The sequence below is a fragment of the Runella sp. SP2 genome, assembly GCF_003711225.1.
Classification (GTDB): domain Bacteria; phylum Bacteroidota; class Bacteroidia; order Cytophagales; family Spirosomataceae; genus Runella.
The window spans coordinates 121,757-140,521 of sequence record NZ_CP031030.1; the positions used below are offsets into that span (position 1 = coordinate 121,757).

The following is an 18,765-nucleotide window of genomic DNA, read 5'->3' on the forward strand; positions in this document are numbered from 1 at the left end:
TTATGGGATTGCCAGAACATTGCCACCACTACTACACAATCGCAGAATACCTCGAACTGGAACGCCAAACAGGCATCAAATACCAGTACGATGGGGGAGAAGTGTTTGCAATGGCAGGAGGAACAACCGAGCACAGCCTTATTGGAAACAATGTCGGAGGTGAGTTACGCCGTGCTTTAAAAAAACGCCCTTGTAGTGCATACAACAGCGATCTCAAGATCGCCATTAGCGAAGAAAAGTACCGCTATGCTGACGCGTCAGTGATTTGTGGGCCTGTGGAGTTTTACGACGAAAATCCTGAGGCCGCTAAAAATCCCGTCCTGATTGTAGAAGTGCTTTCGGAGAGTTCAGAATCCTATGACCGAGGTGAAAAGTTTAAAACCTATCGCCAAATTGCTAGTTTTCAGGAGTATGTGTTGATTGAACAACGATTCCCTTTGGTAGAAGTCTTTTATAAAGTAGATGATAAAAGGTGGGAATACAGAGTCTATGAACAACTCGACCAAACCGTCGTATTTTCATCCATCCAAGCCGAAATTCCAATGGAAGAAATATACAGCGGAATAACCTTTGAATCTGCAAAGTCAAACTAATTCCCGAAGAAGATGACGACTTTTGCGTGATTCTACTAATTTTGACCCTTGAAATTTAACGAAACAAAGATTCCCTATTCATACCCACTCACTATGGCAGAAGTAATCCGAATGCCCAAAATGTCTGATACAATGACCGAAGGGGTCATTGCAGCTTGGCACAAAAAAGTAGGAGATGTAATCAAATCAGGTGATATTATCGCCGAAGTAGAAACTGACAAAGCGACCATGGACATGGAGTCGTACCAAGAAGGTACACTTCTTTACATTGGCGTAGAAAAAGGGTCGGCGGTGCCCGTTGATGGTATTCTTGCCATTATCGGAGCTCCAGGCGAAGACTATCAAGCATTGTTGGGTGGAGGAGCTGCTCCTGCCCCCGCTGAAGCACCAGCCGCGCCTGCTCCACAGGAAGTAGCTGCGCCAGCACCTGCTGCTGCTCCTGCGGCGCCAGCTGCACCAGCCGCTCCAGTAAACGCAACGGTGGTACGGATGCCTAAAATGTCGGATACGATGACCGAAGGTGTGCTCGTTGCATGGTTGAAAAAAGTAGGAGATGTAGTGAAGTCGGGTGACATTATTGCTGAAGTCGAAACCGACAAAGCAACGATGGAACTCGAAAACTATGAAGACGGAACGCTTCTTTATCTAGGAGTAAAAGAAGGTGAAGCCGTACCTGTCGATGGAATTATTGCTATTGTTGGTGAGGCAGGAGCTGATTATCAATCTCTTTTAAGCCCCCAAGCAGCTAGTGCACCTGCGCCAGCCGCACCAGCGGCAGTGGCTTCTGCTCCAGCGGCGACCGCTGCTCCAGCAGCTGCAACAAGCGGAGATGGACGTATCAAAGCTTCTCCGTTGGCAAAAGCACTTGCCAAAGATAAAGGTGTTGATTTAAGCCAAGTTGTTGGAACTGGCGAAGGCGGTCGTATTGTGAAAAAGGACATTGATGGCGCTTCTGCGGTTAGCAGCCAGCAGCCAGCAGTTAGCACTCAGGCGCCTGCTCCGAAAGCACAATCAGCTGCACCAGCAGCTCCAGCAGCCCCTGCGGTTGGAGACTTTGAAGATACTCCTGTATCGCAAATGCGTAAGACGATTGCCCGTCGTTTGAGCGAGAGCCTATTTACTGCTCCGCATTTCTACCTTACCATGGAAATTACCATGGACAAAGCGATGGAATTGCGCGGTAAAATCAACGAAGTTAGCCCAGTGAAAGTGTCGTTCAACGACATGGTTATCAAGGCGGCAGCGTTGGCACTTAAACAACATCCTGCCATTAACTCGGCATGGTTGGGCGATAAAATCCGCAAGTACAACTACGTTAACGTTGGGGTAGCAGTAGCGGTTGATGAAGGTTTGTTGGTACCTGTGGTTCGTGATGCTGACAAGAAAACCCTTTCTGTCATTGCAAGCGAAGTGAAAGACATGGCAGGAAAAGCAAAAGATAAAAAACTACAACCTAAAGACTGGGAAGGCAATACATTCTCGATTTCAAACTTAGGTATGTTTGGTATCGACGAATTTACGGCCATCATCAACCCGCCAGATTCGTGTATCATGGCCGTAGGAGGTATTAAGAAAGTAGCTGCTTTCAAAGAAGATGGTAGCATTTATCCTACCAACATCATGAAAGTAACGCTTTCGTGTGACCACCGTGTGGTGGACGGTGCTACAGGTTCTGCTTTCTTACAAACATTTAAGAAATTGTTGGAAAACCCACTCGGAATGTTGGTTTAGCATTTTGACACTATTTTAAAAAATATGCAACCAATTCATGCCACTACGGTAGTGGGAATTATTCATAACGGCGAAGTCGTGGTAGGTGCCGATGGGCAAGCTACGATGGGCAATACTGTAGCAAAAAGTAATGTTCGTAAAGTCAGAAGCCTAGCTGGAGGAAAAGTCATTGCGGGTTTTGCAGGTTCTACGGCCGATGCTTTTACGCTGATGGAGCGTTTTGAAGAAAAGCTCAACGCGTACGGCGGAAATTTAAAACGCGCCGCCATCGAATTGGCGAAAGACTGGCGTACTGATCGTTTTTTACGCCGCTTGGAAGCGATGATGATTGTCGCAGGGAAAGGTGAGTTACTTGTCATTTCAGGCACTGGCGATGTTTTAGAGCCTGACAATCAAGTAGCAGCGATTGGGTCTGGGTCTATGTTTGCGCAATCGGCGGCATTGGCACTCAAAAAACACGCACAGCACCTTTCGGCCGAAGAAATGGTACGTGAAAGTTTACACATCGCTGCCGACATTTGTATTTATACCAACCATAATTTAGTCGTGGAAAAAGTCAACGACTAAGCCAATGGAGTCATAGTAGCTTTTGTATTTACACAAAGCGCCCCGTCATTGAGTTGACGGGGCGCTTGTCGTTTTCATGGCTTGTAAGTGAAAAGAAAATGGCTGTATGGCTGTTGGGTGATTCAAAAGTAGGGCGTTGTGGCGTGCAATACTAAAAAAAGTGATAAACGCCCCTTTTCGCGGTTTGAAATACAAACTTTATGTGATTTAGTTTCACATGGACAAACTCCGCGTTGGTCAGTCTAAAGACCAAATTCGTCCAAAAAACCAACACCATAAGCATTACGTAACCGATATTTGCTTTAAAAAAGAATTTTACAGCAAAATGAGCCAATGGCGTAAATACAAATACCACATTTACTTTTGGACGTTTTGGGGGGCTTTGTTGCTGCTTCAAGATTCAATCAGTAATTACTTTCAGGGGCGATTTGAGCAAACCTTTACTTGGCAATATTTCTACTGGTTTGTATTGCACATGGTGTTGGTCATGGGAGTTACCTATGGCTATGCGTATTTGCTTAAAATAGTCCCTTATTCTGGAAGTAAAACCAAATGGCTGTTGAGTTCGTTGGCGTTACAACTATCGGTAACGGCTGTTTTTGCATTCTTCCGTACTTACGTGAACGAATTGCTTTTTGGAAGCCTTCAGGCTGAGTACACGAAAAGCTTTCTAGACTATTTTCCTTGGTTGCTGCGTACGTCGATGGTTTTCATGATTGTGGGGTTTGGGTATCGAATTTTAATGGATTATTTTGAAGAACAACAAAGGCGCCAGACGTTAGAAAAAATGGCGTTGGTAGCGGAATTAAGTTCGCTCAAGAATCAAATCAACCCTCACTTTTTGTACAATACCCTTAGCTACCTCCACGCCCAAGCAGAACCGCTTTCAGAGTCGCTAGGAGAGGCCATCTTGCTATTATCGGATATGATGCGATACAGCCTGCACGATACCGATGAAACGGGCTTGGTGTCACTGGAAAAAGAAGTAAACCATATCAAGAATTTTATTACGATTCATCAACTTCGTTTTGGGAATAAACTTGCCGTCGAGTTTACGGTAGAAGGTAATTTAACAAGTAAACGCATATTGCCTTTGGTGCTGATTTCGTTTGTTGAAAATGCCTTTAAACACGGAAAAACCACCAAAGCTGAAGAACCTGTCCAGATTCAATTGCAAATAACTCCTGATTCTTCGTTGGTGTTTTCAGTAAAAAACCGAAAATCGGAAGGCCCTAAGGAACATTCAAGCGGGATTGGGCTGAATAATGTTCGACGTAGGCTGGAATTGGTGTATCCCAATTCGCATCAATTAACTATCAACGATACTAAGCACTATTTTGAGGTTAACTTGGTCATAAATCACGTTTGACAATGAGTGAGAATCTGTACATTTGTGGTTCGGACCAATCCCCAATTACGATGTCAATTCGTTGCCTTGCCGTCGATGATGAGCAACATGCCTTGGATATAATTTCGCGATACGTCGAAAAGATTCCCAATTTAGAACTGGTCGCCGCTACTACCGATGCCATCGAAGCGTTTCAACTCGTTCAAAAAGAGACGATTGATTTGGTGTTTTTGGATGTTCACATGCCCGAAATTACGGGCATTCAGTTTCTAAAACTTCTCGGTGGACGAACCAAAGTGATTCTCTGTACGGCTTATCCTGAATATGCGCTCGAAGGCTATGATTTAGACATTGTTGATTATTTGCTAAAGCCAATGCGTTTTGAACGCTTTTTGAAAGCAATTCAGAAAGCACAAACGTTACTTGAAGCCGAAGAGCTTCCCAAAACAGTGGCAAAGTCAGAAGTATCATCGGTAGCGCTTCTCGACGATTACATATTTGTAAAGACCGAAACCAAAGGAAAATTGCTGAAAGTGGTTCTTTCCGAAATAAGATACGTAGAAGGGTTAGGAAATTACGTGTCTATTTTCACCGATGACAAACGAATCGTTACGCTTCTTACCATCAAAGAACTCGAAGAACGTTTGCCCAAACCCTATTTTCTGCGGGTACACAAGTCGTACATTGTTGCTTTGGGCAAAATACAGGGCATTGATGGTAATCAAATTATGGTTGCCGAAGGGCATATTCCATTGGGAGATACCTACCGCGAAGCCTTTTTTAATGGGCTTCAACAAAAAATAGTCGCTTCTAAAAAGTAGTTACTACCTTCGTTTTATTTTCAGTCTAAATTATGAAATACTTGATTGTTGGCCTTGGAAATATAGGCCCAGAATATGCCTTGACGCGGCATAATATTGGTTTTATGGTGCTCGACCGCCTAGCAGCCCAGCACGATTTTAAGTTTACCATGCAAAAATTAGCCTATACGGCTGAGTTTAAATACAAAGGGCGTCAAATTTACTTCATTAAGCCCACTACCTACATGAACCTCAGTGGCAAGGCGCTGCGCTACTACATGGATGCCTTTAAGGTGCCTTTGGAAAACGTAATGGTGATTACGGACGAAATTCAATTGCCGCAGGGAAAAATAAGAATCAAACCCAAAGGTTCGAATGGAGGGCATAATGGCTTGCGCAACATTGAAGAATTGTTGGGCACGCAAGAATACGTCCGAATGCGCTTCGGAGTAGGAAGTGATTTCCCGCGCGGACAGCAGGTTAGGTATGTTTTGAGTAATTTTCCAGAAGATAGTTTTGAAGAACTACTTATTGATTTGGACCGTGCTGGCGACGCAGTACTCAGTTTTTGTACTTTAGGAATACAAAATACGATGAATAATTTCAATCAATGATTGTATTTTTTAAAGAATTTTATTTTTTTGTTAAAAAAAATTTTATCGACATTTTATTTTTTTAACCAAAATAAAATTCTGACAAAAATCATAAATCTTCCTTATACTGTTCCTAAAACCCTTGTTTATAGAAGTTTAGTCGAAAGATTATTTTAATTTGCGGAAAATGGAAATTTGCAAATTAAAAATTTATCCCGACCTTTGTATCGTTCAATGAGCAAGAGCAAAATTGAACTTTATTATGAAAGTAACGGTTAACTCAATTATATTTGCAATTGCACTCGGATTTGTACTTTTAGCGACCGAGTCGAAAGCAAAAGAAAGTAGCAAAACAAACGCCAGCCCGAAGGTTACTTCACTGGTGAAAGCGCAACAAAAGGCATTCGAACAGTACATCAATGAACAGTACACGCCTTTCGTTGAGCAAGAAGATTGGAAAGTTTTTGTAGAAATTGTGACTTATTACAACAACTCGCCGTCTAAATTTTTGAATGTGGATGCTGAAAAGCAAAAGCAGTTTAGAAACGCAGTTAGTCTAATGATTCATTCGCTGAGTACAAGCAATGAGGCAAATGCAAAAGACTGGTTGCAAAGTTTAAAAAAGACATCACATAACATCAATTTTCTCTGGAAGCTAGACTGGAACAGTCTTATGGAAAGCGAAGAGCTTGAAAATCAAGGGGAACCAATTAGCTCACTCAATGGTTTTTAAAGAAAAAGAGAAAAATTGATAGATAATAATATTAGTTTTTTCATGTAGAAAAGGTTAAGGGTTTAGGAATAGTCAGTATAAAGCCCCGCTCACGATAGCGGGGCTTTATCTTTTTTAGGCAATCACGTTTTTGATTACTTTTCCTGCTGTATCGGTCAGTCGGAAATTTCTTCCTTGAAACTCGTAAGTGAGCTGTTCGTGGTCAAAACCAAGTTGGTGCAAAATCGTCGCTTGTAAATCATGAATGTGCGTTCGGTCTTTGATCCCAAAATACCCTAGCTCATCGCTTTCTCCCATACTAAATCCTCGCTTGACACCTCCTCCTGCCATCCAGCACGTAAACGCATCCGTATGGTGGTCGCGGCCTTTGAAAGGCATTTTTTTGCCGTTGCGGTTTTCTTGCATCGGCGTTCGGCCAAATTCCGTTCCCCATACCACCAACGTTTCGTCCAACATACCGCGTTGTTTCAAATCCAACAGTAAAGCCGTTATGGATTGGTCGATTTGATTGATTTTATCGCGTAAACCAAATTCCAACGATGTTCCTTTCCCGTCACCGTGGGTATCCCATCCCCAGTCGTATAACTGCACAAAACGAACGCCTTTTTCCACCAATTTACGCGCCAAAAGGCAGTTGTTAGCAAACGATGATTGCCCAGGCTGCGTACCGTAGAGTTGATGAATGTAGGTAGGTTCTTTGCTAATATCCATGACCTCAGGCACCGATACCTGCATTTTGAAAGCCATTTCGTACTGAGCAATGCGGGCCAGCGTTTCGGGGTCTTTAAATTCCTCGTATTGTTGCTGATTGACTGCCGTGAGCGCATCAATGGCTTTTTTGCGTAAATCTCTATCCAAACCGTTGGGGTCGCTCAAAAACAAAACGGGGTCGCCTTCTGAACGGCATTGAACTCCTTGGTAAACCGAAGGTAAAAAACCATTTCCCCAGACCGATTTGCCTGCATCGGGAGCTTTTCCGCCCGACGTAAGCACCACAAAACCTGGTAAATTGGCGTTTTCGGAACCTAAGCCGTACGTCACCCACGAGCCCATCGAAGGGCGGCCCAAGCGCGCACTGCCCGTGTGCATAAATAGCTGGGCAGGAGCGTGGTTAAACTGGTCGGTGTACATGGCTTTCAAAAACGAAATTTCATCGGCCATTTGGGGTAAATAGGTAAAATAATCGGACATCCAAGCACCCGATTGGCCGTGTTGCTTAAACACTCCTACCGACCCAAGCATGTCGGGTACGCCACGGATGAACGCAAATTTTTTACCTTCCAAAAACGAAGGAGGGCAAGGTTTTCCGTCCAATTTGGCCAATTCGGGCTTATAGTCCCACAGCTCAAGTTGCGACGGAGAGCCGCACATGTGCAAGAAAATTACCGATTTAGCCTTAGCCGCAAAATGTGGAATTTTCACATCCAACGGATTCGTAACAAGCTGTTTTTTAGTACTTCCGTTGCCGCAGCTTCCAAACATGGTTCCTAAGGCCATCATGCCTAGCCCCGACGTACATTGCTTGAGAAAATGCCGCCGAGTTTCCAACAGAGCGGATTCGAGTTGAAGTTCGTTGTGAAGTCTCATAGGTTATTCCTTCGTTATAAACTCGTCCATATTCAACATAGTATTGGCCACAAATGCCAGAGCGGCAACTTCAGCCGTGCTGTTACACATCCAGTCTTCGCGTTTTTTGGGATTTTTTTGAAAACGGATTAACGCTTCTTGGTAGAGCTTTTCAAATACTTCTTGCTTCGGTTTTGGAAGTACATGACCCGTCATCCATTCGTATCCTTTTTGAAGCTGAGAAGCCACAGTTTTTCCACCTTCGTGTTGCATTCGACGTGCAAAGTGTTGGGCAATATCGACAAAAGCCGAATCGTTGAGCGTGACCAATGCTTGCAATGGAGTGTTGGTGCGAATCCGCCGAGCCAAACACACATCGCGCGTGGAGCCGTCAAACGTAAGCATACTTGGATACGGACTTGAACGCCGAATATAGGTATAAATGGCGCGCCGATAGGCATCTTCTCCCACGCTTTGGTTCCATTTTGAACCGCTGTACACGACTTGCCAAACTCCTTGTGGTTGGTAAGGCATAACGGGGCGGCCATACATTTTGTTGCTCAATAAATTGCTGACGACCAATGCTTGGTCGCGAACCTGCTCGCCCGTCAATCGAACGCGAGGGCCACGTGCTAAATAACGATTGGCAGGGTCTTTCTCCAAAAGTTCATCCGTAACGTGCGAATCTTGACGGTAGGTGGCTGACAAAACAATCTCCTTCAAAAGCGGCTTGATTTGCCATTTCATATCGTCCATAAAACGGTACGAAAGGTAGTCGAGCAACGCCTGATGCGTAGGGGCAAAGCCTTGCGAACCCATGTCTTCGAGGGTTTCGACAAGCCCTGTTCCGAAGAGCTGTTCCCACACCCGATTAACCAGCGTTCGGGCCGTGAGCGGGTTTTCTTTGGCCGTAATCCATTGGGCTAATCCAAGCCTATTTCGTGGGGCGTTTTTAGGAAATGGGTGTAATGAATGAGGAACATCAGGCTCGACAGCCGCAGTGGGAGAAAACATACTTCCCCGCTCAAAAATTCGGGTGGTACGTTTCAAATCGACTGGATTTTCGAGCATGATAGGGACGTTTTCGGTGCGGGTGAGCAACAGTTCGTTGAAATGCTTGAACTGCGTTTCGTAGCCTTCTTTTCCTTTTCCAGGAAAGTCATCTTCCAAAAACATGACCCAATTGACCAAACAAACATCCTGACTTTCAGAGGATAGCTTGGGGTTTCGGAAAATAAAATGCAGGTCTTTCCTTGTGCTAAATTTGGGAAGATTCACCCATTTTAGCAGCGTAAGGCCGTTCCAAAAATTACGCCCTTGTGCTGTATCAAGCTTAACAACGGCCAATTTAGGGCCGTTGAGGCTATCGGTTCTAATTTCGATACTTCCACCCACTTGCGCCGTGACGTACGAAATCAACATCCGACTTTTGTTGATGGTTGGGGCGTTTTTCAAACGGCAGGTTCCTCCATTTTGCATTCCCATGTACGAACTTGGCTCGGAAGTTCCTTTTTGAAAACTATCAAAATTGTGCGCGTAAATACGAGGTTCAACGGTTCGTAAAAAATGAACAATTTCTTTCGACTTTGTTTCGGAAACGGAAGTTTTCACCCATTGAGCGACTTCATCCAGCTTCTTTTGATCAGCTTCGTTGAAAAACCGTAAGTGAGCCGATTCATCCATGACATCCTCGTCGCGGGTATTGTTGAAGAAGGCCATGTACTTATAAAACTCTTCGTGCTTAAAAGGGTCATACGGATGGCTATGGCATTGGACACAGGCAAAGGTCGTGCTGTTGAAAGCCACCCAATTGGTACTTACGCGGTCGAGTACGGCAGCGACTCTAAACTCTTCGTCGTCGGTTCCTCCTTCGTCGTTATTGGTTGTGTTTCGGTGAAAACCAGTCGCAATGAGTTGATTTTCAGTGGGATTTTGAAGCAAGTCACCTGCCAATTGTTCGGTGATAAACTGGTCATAAGGCATGTTTTGATTAAATGCCTTAATGACCCAATCGCGGTAACGCCAAGCATTGCGAATATCGTCCTTTTCGTAACCTTTTGAATCGGCATAGCGCGCCAAATCGAGCCACATTGAAGCCCATTTTTCCCCAAAAGCGGGTGATTTTAACAAAGAGTCAACCACCGTTTCGTAGGCATTGGGGGCGGGGTTATTGAGAAAAGCTTTGTACTGTTGTTCGGTAGGTGTAAGTCCTGTTAAATCGAGCGTTACCCGACGTAAGAGCGTGGCCTTATCGGCTTCTTGGCTGTGCGATAATTGCTGTTCTTTTAATTTTTCGGTCACAAAGTGGTCAATTTCATTGTTCGCCCACGATTTTTGCCAAAACTTCCACCATGAAGTACTTGGAACGGCAGGTTTTTCAACGGCTTGGTACGCCCAATGTTTTCCCCATTTTGCTCCTTGGTCAATCCATTTGGTCAGGGTCTCAATTTCGTCTTCGCTGAGAGGCTCGCCCTTTTTGGGCATAAATTTTTCAGGATCAGGGTGCGTCAAACGAATGATAAATTCGGAGTGAGCAGCATCCCCTGGAATGATGGCAGGCTTGCCTGATTTGGTTTTTCCCAAGGCTTCTTCCTCAAACAAAAGGCTAAACCCGCCCGCTTTTTTTACTCCACCGTGGCAAGCCATGCACTTTTTGTTCAAAATCGGCTTGACTTGCGTATTAAAATCAACTTCACTTTCAGACATAGAATGATAGCCGTATGCCAAAACGCAAACAGCTACTGCACCAACGAGTAGTTTGTTCAGAAAGGTCATGGGAATGGTGGTAATGTAGTCCTTCCAAGTTTCAAAAACTTGGAAGGAGTAGGAGAGATATTAAACGTTGGTCAAAATACCGAGTTTACGGTCTTCTTTCCAGCGTCCACGGGTGAAGTCGGGGAATTTAACAGGGGCATTGCCACCTTGAATCGAAAGGGCAGAAAGCGGAGTTACCGCCGACCAAGAAGCGGCATCATAGACATCCATATCGAGGGCCGTACCACGGTTGAAGCAGTCAATCAAGCGGTAAATCAGTACGAAGTCCATGCCGCCGTGACCACCGTTACGCTCAATTTCTTCCTTCATTTTTGCCCAAATAGGGTGCTTGTATTGTTCGCGTAAGGCTTTGTATTCTTCGTCTTTAATAAAACCGTGCCCTTGTCCTTTTTTGGCAAAACGGCTCGGATAGCCCGTATGGAATGCCTTGGTTCCCGCCAGCATGTTGATACGGCTGTAAGGACGAGCCGTAACGACATCGTGCTGAACCAAAATCGTACGACCTAAGTGCGTCTTAATAAGTGTATTGTTCATATCGCCGTGCTTGAAACCTTTCCGACCGTGGAACTCATTGGAAGAGTCGGTCATCGTGCTCGAATCCTCGCTAAGGCTTGCCTCCAAACTACTCATAGATACTAAGTGATTGAAGCGGTCACCACGGTCGATGTTCATGTATTGCGACACAGGCCCCAGTCCGTGCATCGGGTAAAGGTTTCCGTCGCGGGTCAAATTGTGACGAATCCGCCACATGTTGTAGTATTCCGTTTTTGAGAAAAGCAACTCTCGCAAATCGTGGATGTAGCCACATTCGGCGTAAGTAATGGTACCAAAAACACCCTGTTCGGCCATGTTTAATACCCAAAGCTCTTCGTCGCCGTAGCAAACGTTTTCGAGCATCATGCAATTGCGTTGGGTTTGCTCGGCAGTATTTACCAGTTTCCAACAATCTTCCAATGTATAAGCAGCAGGAACTTCAGTGGCAGCGTGTTTTCCTTGTTGCATGGCATAAACGCACATGGGCACGTGGTCTTCCCAAGGAGTGGCAATGATAACAAGGTCGATATCGTCGCGGCGGCACATTTCTTTCCACGCGTCCACTTTGGAGTGATAGTAGGCTACATCGTTTACGCCTTTAGATTCAAGCCATTGTTTGGTTCGGTTGGTGTAGCGTTCCTGAATGTCGCAAACGGCCACAATTTTGGCTTTGGCACCACAGGCATGAACCAGTTTTACGTGTCCCGAACCACGGTTACCAACACCAATAAAAGCCACCCGAACTTGGGGGATAGGAGCTGATTTTAAGCCAATTACCGACTTGCCAGCGGCTTTGGGAATGACAGTAGTCTGAGCAATGGTTTCTTCTATTGAATTTGAGCGAGCATTAGACGCAAAAGGTAATCCTAAGGCAGAACCAATGGCTGCCGTAGCTTTTAGAAATGAGCGGCGTTCCAAGAAATTTTTCATGGAGTGGGAGGGATTGAAGGTTAGAAATATTGATGAAGCAAATTAATAAATAAATTTAAAAAATAAGCAATGACTACCGAAGTAATCATTGCTTATAAATAGAATTTTATGTTCAAATAGTTGATTTTTAACCAGATGAGGTTTAGTAAAACTAAACAAATTGGTTCAAAATAAGTACACCAATCAACCCCACTACCGAAACGATGGTTTCCATAATCGTCCAAGTTTGTAAAGTTTCTTTGATGGACAGGTTGAAATATTCTTTGAACAACCAAAAACCACCATCGTTTAGGTGAGAACAAATTAAGCTACCCGAACCGATGGCCAACACCATTAATTCGGGCTTAACTCCTTGGCTTTGAACCAAAGGTGCGATAATTCCAACCGCAGTGAGGCCCGCTACCGTAGCCGAACCCACACAGATGCGAATCACGCCCGCAATCGCCCAACCTAACAAAAGAGGCGAAATTTGAACACCTGCTAGCAGTTCACCTATGTACTTGCTCACTCCGCCATCGGTAAGGATTTGTTTAAATCCACCTGCTCCTGCTACAATTAAGAGAATGATTGAGACGCTTTTGAAGGCTTCTTCCAGCGATTTCATCACGTGTTTGGTACTTCTGCCCCGACGGATTCCCAAGAAATAAATGGCCACAAGTACTGAAATGAGCATTGAAATAGATGGATCGCCCAAAAAAGCAAACGCCGTGTGTAGTACCGAATTTTCCTCAAATTGTCCTTTGAGCCAAGGCATCAATGTCAGTAAAAGCAAAGGCAAAAGCGCTACGACAAGGCTGATGCTCAGGCTAGGCATCTCCTCTTCGGTGAATTGGCGGGTGTTAAAAAGTGAAGCGTCGGGCTTAGGGTTGTATTTTTTTAAGGTTTTTCCAAAAATAGGCCCCGCAATAATGATGGCTGGAATTGCGACTAAAATCCCGTAAAAGAGCGTCTGCCCCACATCTGCTTTAAATTGAGTAGCAATGGCCGTAGGTGAGGGGTGAGGGGGCAAGTAACCGTGCGCTACCGAAAGGGCTGATAACATCGGAATAGCGACATACAACATGGGAAGTCGGGTGGAGGCAGTAATGGTAAAAATAAGGGGAATGACAATGACAAAACCTGCATTGTAAAACAAAGGCAAACCAATGATAAAACCAGCCAACGCAAGCCCCCAAGGCAGGTATTTCAGACCAAAAATATTCATGAGGGTGGTGGTAATCCGTTGGGCTGCCCCACTATCCGCGACGAGTTTGCCAAGCATTGAACCAAAACCAATGATAATTACCAATGACCCGAGCGTTCCGCCGATGCCTTTTTCGAGCGACTGACTGATTTGACTTACGCTCATTCCACAGGCTAATCCTAGGCCAATACTGACAATCACGAAGGAGATGAACGTATCAAGATGGAAATAGGCAACTAACAAAACAAGGGCTACAATCCCCAACAGGACATACAAAAGCAGCATAGTAAGGAGGGTTTTAGGTATAAAATCGTATGAAACTGAGTACAATGTTAAAAATTTGCAAAGATAGTTTTGTACAAAATCAGGAAACGAAGAATTTTGACAAACTATCTCTCAATTCATTGAAATAAGCAACGGATTTTAATAACCTACTCCCGTACCAACTGAACAATTCACCATCAACGAGCTTAATGTGGGCAGCGGGACAAATTTCTTGAAATTCTAGTAAGTGTTTTTCTCGAAATGAATAAGGCTCTGAAGAAAGAAAAATAAGCTCAGGAGCGGCTTGTTGTAAGTCAGATTCGGAGATTTCAGGATAACGTGCCAGGTCTCCAAATACGTTTAGAAAACCAGCTTTACCTAGCATCTCGTGGATAAACGTGCCGTTCGCGGCAACCATGTAGGGCTTTTTCCAAATAAAATATGCTACGCGTGGGCGATGTGACGGCGATTGGAGCGAGTCAAATTGGGTAGATAATTGTTGACAAATTGTGAAAGCTTCAGGCGCTTTGTGGGTAAGCTCCCCAACCTGCTGAATCATACTAAGCGAGTCTTCCAACGTGACGATGTCAGAAATCCAAACGGGAAAGTCTCGTTGTAAGGTTTCGATGCCTTCTTTGTAATTCTCTTCTTTGTTCCCAATAATCAAATCAGGGTTCAGCACCTTGATTTTTTCAAAGTCAAAGTTTTTGGTTCCGCCGATTTTTGCGATGTTTTTTACTTTTTCGGCGGGATGGCAACAAAATTTTGTGACACCAACTACTTTATCCTCCAAACTCAGGTCAAAAAGAAGCTCAGTTTGCGACGGAACAAGTGACACAATTCGCTGCGGAGCTATTGGCGAAGAACGCATAAACGATGAAGTATCCTAGTTGGAAGTACGAAATTTACCTGTACCAAAGGTTTGTCTAAAACCTATTTTAAAACCTGTATTTTTGGTATAGAGGTCACCACGGTCAATGGCCGCCGATGCAACCCACTCTAAGCCCGAGAGCGCAGGAATTTGGCCTTTGAGCTGAAACAAAGCCGAAAGCTGCTTAGGAACGGTAGGATAGGGGTAAATATAAGTACCGTAATTGGCACTGTAAGAGATTTTGGATAAAAACTGAATCGAGGGGCCGATATTGCCTTCAAAACCAAGATGATATACCAAAACACGGTTGTTGTTAGCCATGTCATTGGTATTTTGTTCTTCAGGGCGGTTGGTATCTTCCTGATTGGTAATGAACGGAGTCCCAATAATTCGTCGTCGATACGACCACCCGTCGTAGTATTGTTGGTGGTTGAAGTACTCGTCTTTGCCGCGCTTTTTACCATTCGTCATCACAAACGTATCACCACCCTGACTACGGGTATTTAAGAACTCAAATACCACTTTTTTAAAGGAAATTCTACCTTTTTCTTGGCTAGGGTAAAGATTGGTGAGTACTATACCATTCAAACCATCTGCAATACTTGTGAGATAAAACAAAGAGCCATCTTCGTAGATATTTTGACGATATACCAAAATATTTACCTTTTTCAAATCTAGTTCAAAGCCGACATCAACTGTGCCCAAATGGTTGCCCACGCGGTTAGTAGAGTCGAAAGCATTGCCTTTTCTAACCCCAATGTTGGGACCAATGGCAATTACTGCTAATAAATAATCGGTAAAACTGCTGGGTAGCGTTTTGTTTGTGACTGTTCCGATATCATCAAAAGTCTTTCCTCCCCATTGCACTTGGTGGTTAAATCCCCCATACAATTTGACGGAAGAACTTTGCCTTCCGATACGAACGTAAAGAGATTTTTGGTGTAAATAATAACCGTAAGCAAATTTGTTGGTTCCAAACCAGCTGTGAGCATAATTTCCTTTAAAAGCTAACCAAGGATTTATTTTTCCTACTGGTTGATAATCTGGTATTTCAATTTGGATTTTGGGCATCGGAAAGGCATTCCCTGACCATATATAAGAGCCTGTTCCAAGTGTACTGTCTGCGATTCCAAATAGCTCTTTTTTACGACCAGCATAAAAAAGTAAATTTTTATATTTTACACCCGCATACAGTTGGGGTAAAAATACGGTGGTGCTTCTACTATCTAGCAGATTTCCTACCACTTGAGTACCGCCTATGAGTTTCCATTTATTATTTTTTGCAGATAAGTTACTTTCAAAGTCGATTGCCCCACTTAGTGCAATAGCTGTTTTTTCTGGCACGACATCGTATTGATTCGCTCGTAACCAAAAGGGCATTTGGGTGGCCGTATTGTAGTAAAAAGCACTGAAATCAGTTCTAAAAGAATGTTTTGCAGTACTATCTTGTGCGTCAGCCAAACCTGCACAACCCAAAATTAAAAAGCAACAAGACAGTAATACGAAAAGCTTTTTCAAGGGAAAAGAAGTAATTTCTGGACGAATAGAATACTTGTGAGAACAATGTAAAAAACAAAGTTATCAAAAAAATCCTCTTTTACGAAGCCCTAATTGGATTCCCATGGAAGGTTCGTAGAGTGTACCAGCGTCGATTGCAATAGATGTTGTCCAATCGATTCCTTGTAGCCAAGGTAGTTCCTTTTGGATTTGGAGAAGGCTAGAGAATTGTTGTCTAGCGGAAGAAAATGGATAATCATACGTACCCAGGTTGTTGCTGAAAGAGGCTTTTACTAGCCACTTCCATTCATCAATCCAGCCGCTTGCTCCTAGGTGGAGCATTTGAATTCTGTTGTTGAGGGTTTGTGCATTTTTGATGGGAGGGAAAGAACTAATAATATCACTCTGTTTGGGTATAAAAGGCGTACCAATCATTTCACCTTTATAAGACCATCCTTCAGAATACACATAATGATTAAAATAATTGTCTCGTCCAAAAATTTGTTGTTGAAAATCAAAAACATTTCCCCCTTGACTGGTGGTGTTCATCCATTCAAAATTTACTTTTTCGAGGGTAAATGTTTGCGCATAATTGGGCGTATTTCGATTGTTAAATGTGATACCTTGAAGTCCATCTTTGATATTTAAGAAGCTATATAAGGAGCCATCGTCGAATATATTTTGACGAAAAAAAGTCAAAGATTTGTTGTTAGCTAACTTCCAAACTAGCCCTAAATCAAGCGTCCCAAGGTGATTACCCACGCGGCTGTCTTGCCACGGTTTTCCCACTACGACGGCCCACCAAGCTTCTTTTGGAGGAAGTCCATTGGGCCAAATTTGATCTTCTCCTCCCCACTGGGCAAGGTGATTGAATCCTCCTATTAAATTGATTTTCCAGTTTGGGCGACCCATTTTGATGAACAGGGTCTTTTGGTGAAAATAGGCTTTTACCGCATTGGTTCGAGGGCCATAGGCAACTGCAAGGGTATCTAACCATCCGTGGGCAAAAGAGCCTTTGATGGAGAATAGCCCTCTAAAAAAAGGTAATTCGACGTAGTTGGGAACTGATAATTGAATTTTGGGGAAAGGTTGGGCATTGCCTGACCAACTATAAGAACCAGAAGAAAGAAGTGTATCGCCCAATAAGCCCATCGTTTCGAGCCGACGACCATAAAATAATTCAATAGGCCCGTATTTGATACCAGCAAAACTCTCAACAAGTTTAAATTTGTTTGAGTTTTGTTGGGCAATAAAAGCACCGTCGAGGCCATATAAAAGCCGTATTTCGCGCCAGCTGTACTTTACAGAATCCCCTTTTGTATTACCAAGCGCAGCTCTTGCTATAAAAGAAGAAGCGTTTTTGGGAATAACGTTGTATTGATTGGCATAGTACCAAAATGGAATCGCTGGAGAATTTGTGCCATAGGCATTCACCGATAAATTATACTCGGACGTAGGCAAAAACTGTGCATAAGAAGTGATCGCACCAATTAAAAAATACACCAGAAGATTAATGGAATACCTATGTCTCATAGAGGCAGCCTCGCAAATTTATCTATCGTCCCAAACCAGCTAATACTACCCTAATGGTATGTAAAATTATTTTAAAATCAAATCCGAATGATTGATGTTTAATGTAATACATGTCATATCTGTGTTTCCACATGCCATCCTCTATAGATGCTCCGTAAGGGTATTTGACTTGTGCCCAGCCAGTTAGGCCTGGTTTAATGACGTGTCGAAATTCGTAATAAGGGATAGCTGTTTTTAGCATTTCAATAAAAACAGCTCTTTCTGGCCGTGGGCCAATGAGAGACATTTCGCCTTTTAGTACATTAAATAACTGAGGAATCTCGTCAATTCGTGTTTTTCTAATAAATGTCCCTACCTTGGTAGCTCTTGGATCGTTTTTTTGTGCCCATTGCGCACCACTTGCTTCGGCATTAGACCGCATTGAACGAAATTTAATAACCTCAAATTCGATATTATAAAGCCCCACGCGTTTTTGACGATAGAATATCGACCCTTTTGATTCTAGTCGTATTGCAATAGCCGTTAGCAACATAATGGGTGATAGAAGTACTAAAAGTACAGAGGCGTATATGATGTCAAAAAATCGTTTCGTAGCAATTTTAGTACGATTTCTCAGCACAGAGAATGCTTCCTTGTTAAGAAAGTAATCCCCGTTAAGAAGGCTGATTTCAGTATATTTATTTTTTGATTCCAGAAAATCCACCAAAGGCATCACATTAACACCATACTCTATATTTCTTAGTAAAAACTCTCTTTCAAGATCGTCAATGTATGCTGCATTGTAATAAGTAATAACACCTTGCCGCTTGAAGATTTGATCACACTGATTGAATAAGGGAGTATAAGAATAGTTCTGTAATATGTCTGTTATGAGTGGAATACTAGATTCTGGACAAACAATATATAGTGGATTATGCACCAGTGCAGGCGAATGGGCGGGGGTAATCTCAACGTAAGAAGTAGGATATTTGGTAGAATCTTCCAATGGAGTTTCTTCAAAGGTGGTAGAAAAACTTTCAACTTCAGGCTCCTTCATTTTGCATTTTTTTTAGAAAAACACCTTAAATTTCCATAATTACAAGTATTCTCTTGTTAATAGAAGAAGTCCAAAGATAAAGCCCATTTTTGTAAAAACCAAAGAAGCTGGATACCGTTAAATAACTTTACCATGAGGGTTAAAAGAGGTGATTTGAAGAAAGTAGCCCAAAATCTTGTGGTAATCATAAAGGCCAATTACTTTTGTAAAA

15 protein-coding genes are annotated in these 18,765 nt (G+C 43.2%); 7 read left to right on the forward strand and 8 right to left on the reverse strand.

From position 1 onward, the window contains the following. Nucleotides 1–2: 2 nt before the first annotated feature. The 7 genes from DTQ70_RS00500 to DTQ70_RS00530 all read left to right on the forward strand — a co-directional run bounded on the left by DTQ70_RS00500 (nucleotide 3) and on the right by DTQ70_RS00530 (nucleotide 6,365). Entirely contained in the window at nucleotides 3–593 is a 591-nt protein-coding gene (locus DTQ70_RS00500) for a Uma2 family endonuclease (protein ID WP_122928986.1), read from the forward strand. Between the two features lie 93 nt (nucleotides 594–686). Continuing rightward, nucleotides 687–2,324 (forward strand): pyruvate dehydrogenase complex dihydrolipoamide acetyltransferase, encoded by a 1,638-nt coding sequence (locus DTQ70_RS00505; RefSeq protein WP_122928987.1) that lies wholly within the window; start codon nucleotides 687–689, stop codon nucleotides 2,322–2,324. A gap of 24 nt (nucleotides 2,325–2,348) precedes the next feature. After that, nucleotides 2,349–2,891 carry an ATP-dependent protease subunit HslV gene (hslV, locus tag DTQ70_RS00510; RefSeq protein WP_122928988.1) on the forward strand — a complete coding sequence of 181 codons (543 nt, stop codon included), beginning with the start codon at nucleotides 2,349–2,351 and terminating at the stop codon, nucleotides 2,889–2,891. Between the two features lie 217 nt (nucleotides 2,892–3,108). Continuing rightward, on the forward strand, nucleotides 3,109–4,260 hold the full coding sequence (locus tag DTQ70_RS00515; RefSeq protein WP_122928989.1) for a sensor histidine kinase: 1,152 nt from the start codon (nucleotides 3,109–3,111) through the stop codon (nucleotides 4,258–4,260). Nucleotides 4,261–4,262: 2 nt separating this feature from the next. Next, entirely contained in the window at nucleotides 4,263–5,060 is a 798-nt protein-coding gene (locus DTQ70_RS00520; protein ID WP_229600045.1) for a LytTR family DNA-binding domain-containing protein, read from the forward strand. A gap of 32 nt (nucleotides 5,061–5,092) precedes the next feature. Next, on the forward strand, nucleotides 5,093–5,653 hold the full coding sequence (gene pth / locus DTQ70_RS00525) for an aminoacyl-tRNA hydrolase (protein ID WP_122928990.1): 561 nt from the start codon (nucleotides 5,093–5,095) through the stop codon (nucleotides 5,651–5,653). 241 nt (nucleotides 5,654–5,894) lie between these two features. Beyond that, a complete protein-coding gene (locus DTQ70_RS00530; RefSeq protein ID WP_122928991.1) occupies nucleotides 5,895–6,365 on the forward strand; it encodes a hypothetical protein in 471 nt (156 codons plus the stop codon). A 114-nt stretch (nucleotides 6,366–6,479) separates the two neighbouring features. Here DTQ70_RS00530 and DTQ70_RS00535 read toward each other — a convergent pair whose 3' ends face one another. The 8 genes from DTQ70_RS00535 to DTQ70_RS00570 all read right to left on the reverse strand — a co-directional run bounded on the left by DTQ70_RS00535 (nucleotide 6,480) and on the right by DTQ70_RS00570 (nucleotide 18,554). Further along, entirely contained in the window at nucleotides 6,480–7,952 is a 1,473-nt protein-coding gene (locus tag DTQ70_RS00535; RefSeq protein ID WP_122928992.1) for a DUF1501 domain-containing protein, read from the reverse strand. Nucleotides 7,953–7,955: 3 nt separating this feature from the next. Next, complete coding sequence (locus DTQ70_RS00540) at nucleotides 7,956–10,706, reverse strand: DUF1553 domain-containing protein (protein WP_122928993.1); 2,751 nt, start codon at nucleotides 10,704–10,706, stop codon at nucleotides 7,956–7,958. Nucleotides 10,707–10,766: 60 nt separating this feature from the next. Continuing rightward, nucleotides 10,767–12,170, reverse strand: a complete 1,404-nt coding sequence (locus tag DTQ70_RS00545; RefSeq protein WP_122928994.1) for a Gfo/Idh/MocA family protein — start codon at nucleotides 12,168–12,170, stop codon at nucleotides 10,767–10,769. 151 nt (nucleotides 12,171–12,321) lie between these two features. After that, nucleotides 12,322–13,638: a gluconate:H+ symporter gene (locus DTQ70_RS00550; RefSeq protein ID WP_122928995.1), complete on the reverse strand. Its 1,317-nt coding sequence runs from the start codon at nucleotides 13,636–13,638 to the stop codon at nucleotides 12,322–12,324. A 79-nt stretch (nucleotides 13,639–13,717) separates the two neighbouring features. Continuing rightward, nucleotides 13,718–14,488 (reverse strand): ABC transporter substrate-binding protein, encoded by a 771-nt coding sequence (locus tag DTQ70_RS00555; RefSeq protein WP_122928996.1) that lies wholly within the window; start codon nucleotides 14,486–14,488, stop codon nucleotides 13,718–13,720. A gap of 15 nt (nucleotides 14,489–14,503) precedes the next feature. Beyond that, nucleotides 14,504–15,868: a capsule assembly Wzi family protein gene (locus tag DTQ70_RS00560; protein WP_164489788.1), complete on the reverse strand. Its 1,365-nt coding sequence runs from the start codon at nucleotides 15,866–15,868 to the stop codon at nucleotides 14,504–14,506. Nucleotides 15,869–16,069: 201 nt separating this feature from the next. Continuing rightward, the gene (locus DTQ70_RS00565; RefSeq protein WP_122928998.1) at nucleotides 16,070–17,518 is read right to left on the reverse strand and encodes a capsule assembly Wzi family protein; all 1,449 of its coding nucleotides are present in this window, start codon (nucleotides 17,516–17,518) and stop codon (nucleotides 16,070–16,072) included. 22 nt (nucleotides 17,519–17,540) lie between these two features. After that, nucleotides 17,541–18,554 carry a sugar transferase gene (locus tag DTQ70_RS00570; protein ID WP_206019619.1) on the reverse strand — a complete coding sequence of 338 codons (1,014 nt, stop codon included), beginning with the start codon at nucleotides 18,552–18,554 and terminating at the stop codon, nucleotides 17,541–17,543. Nucleotides 18,555–18,765: the final 211 nt, after the last annotated feature.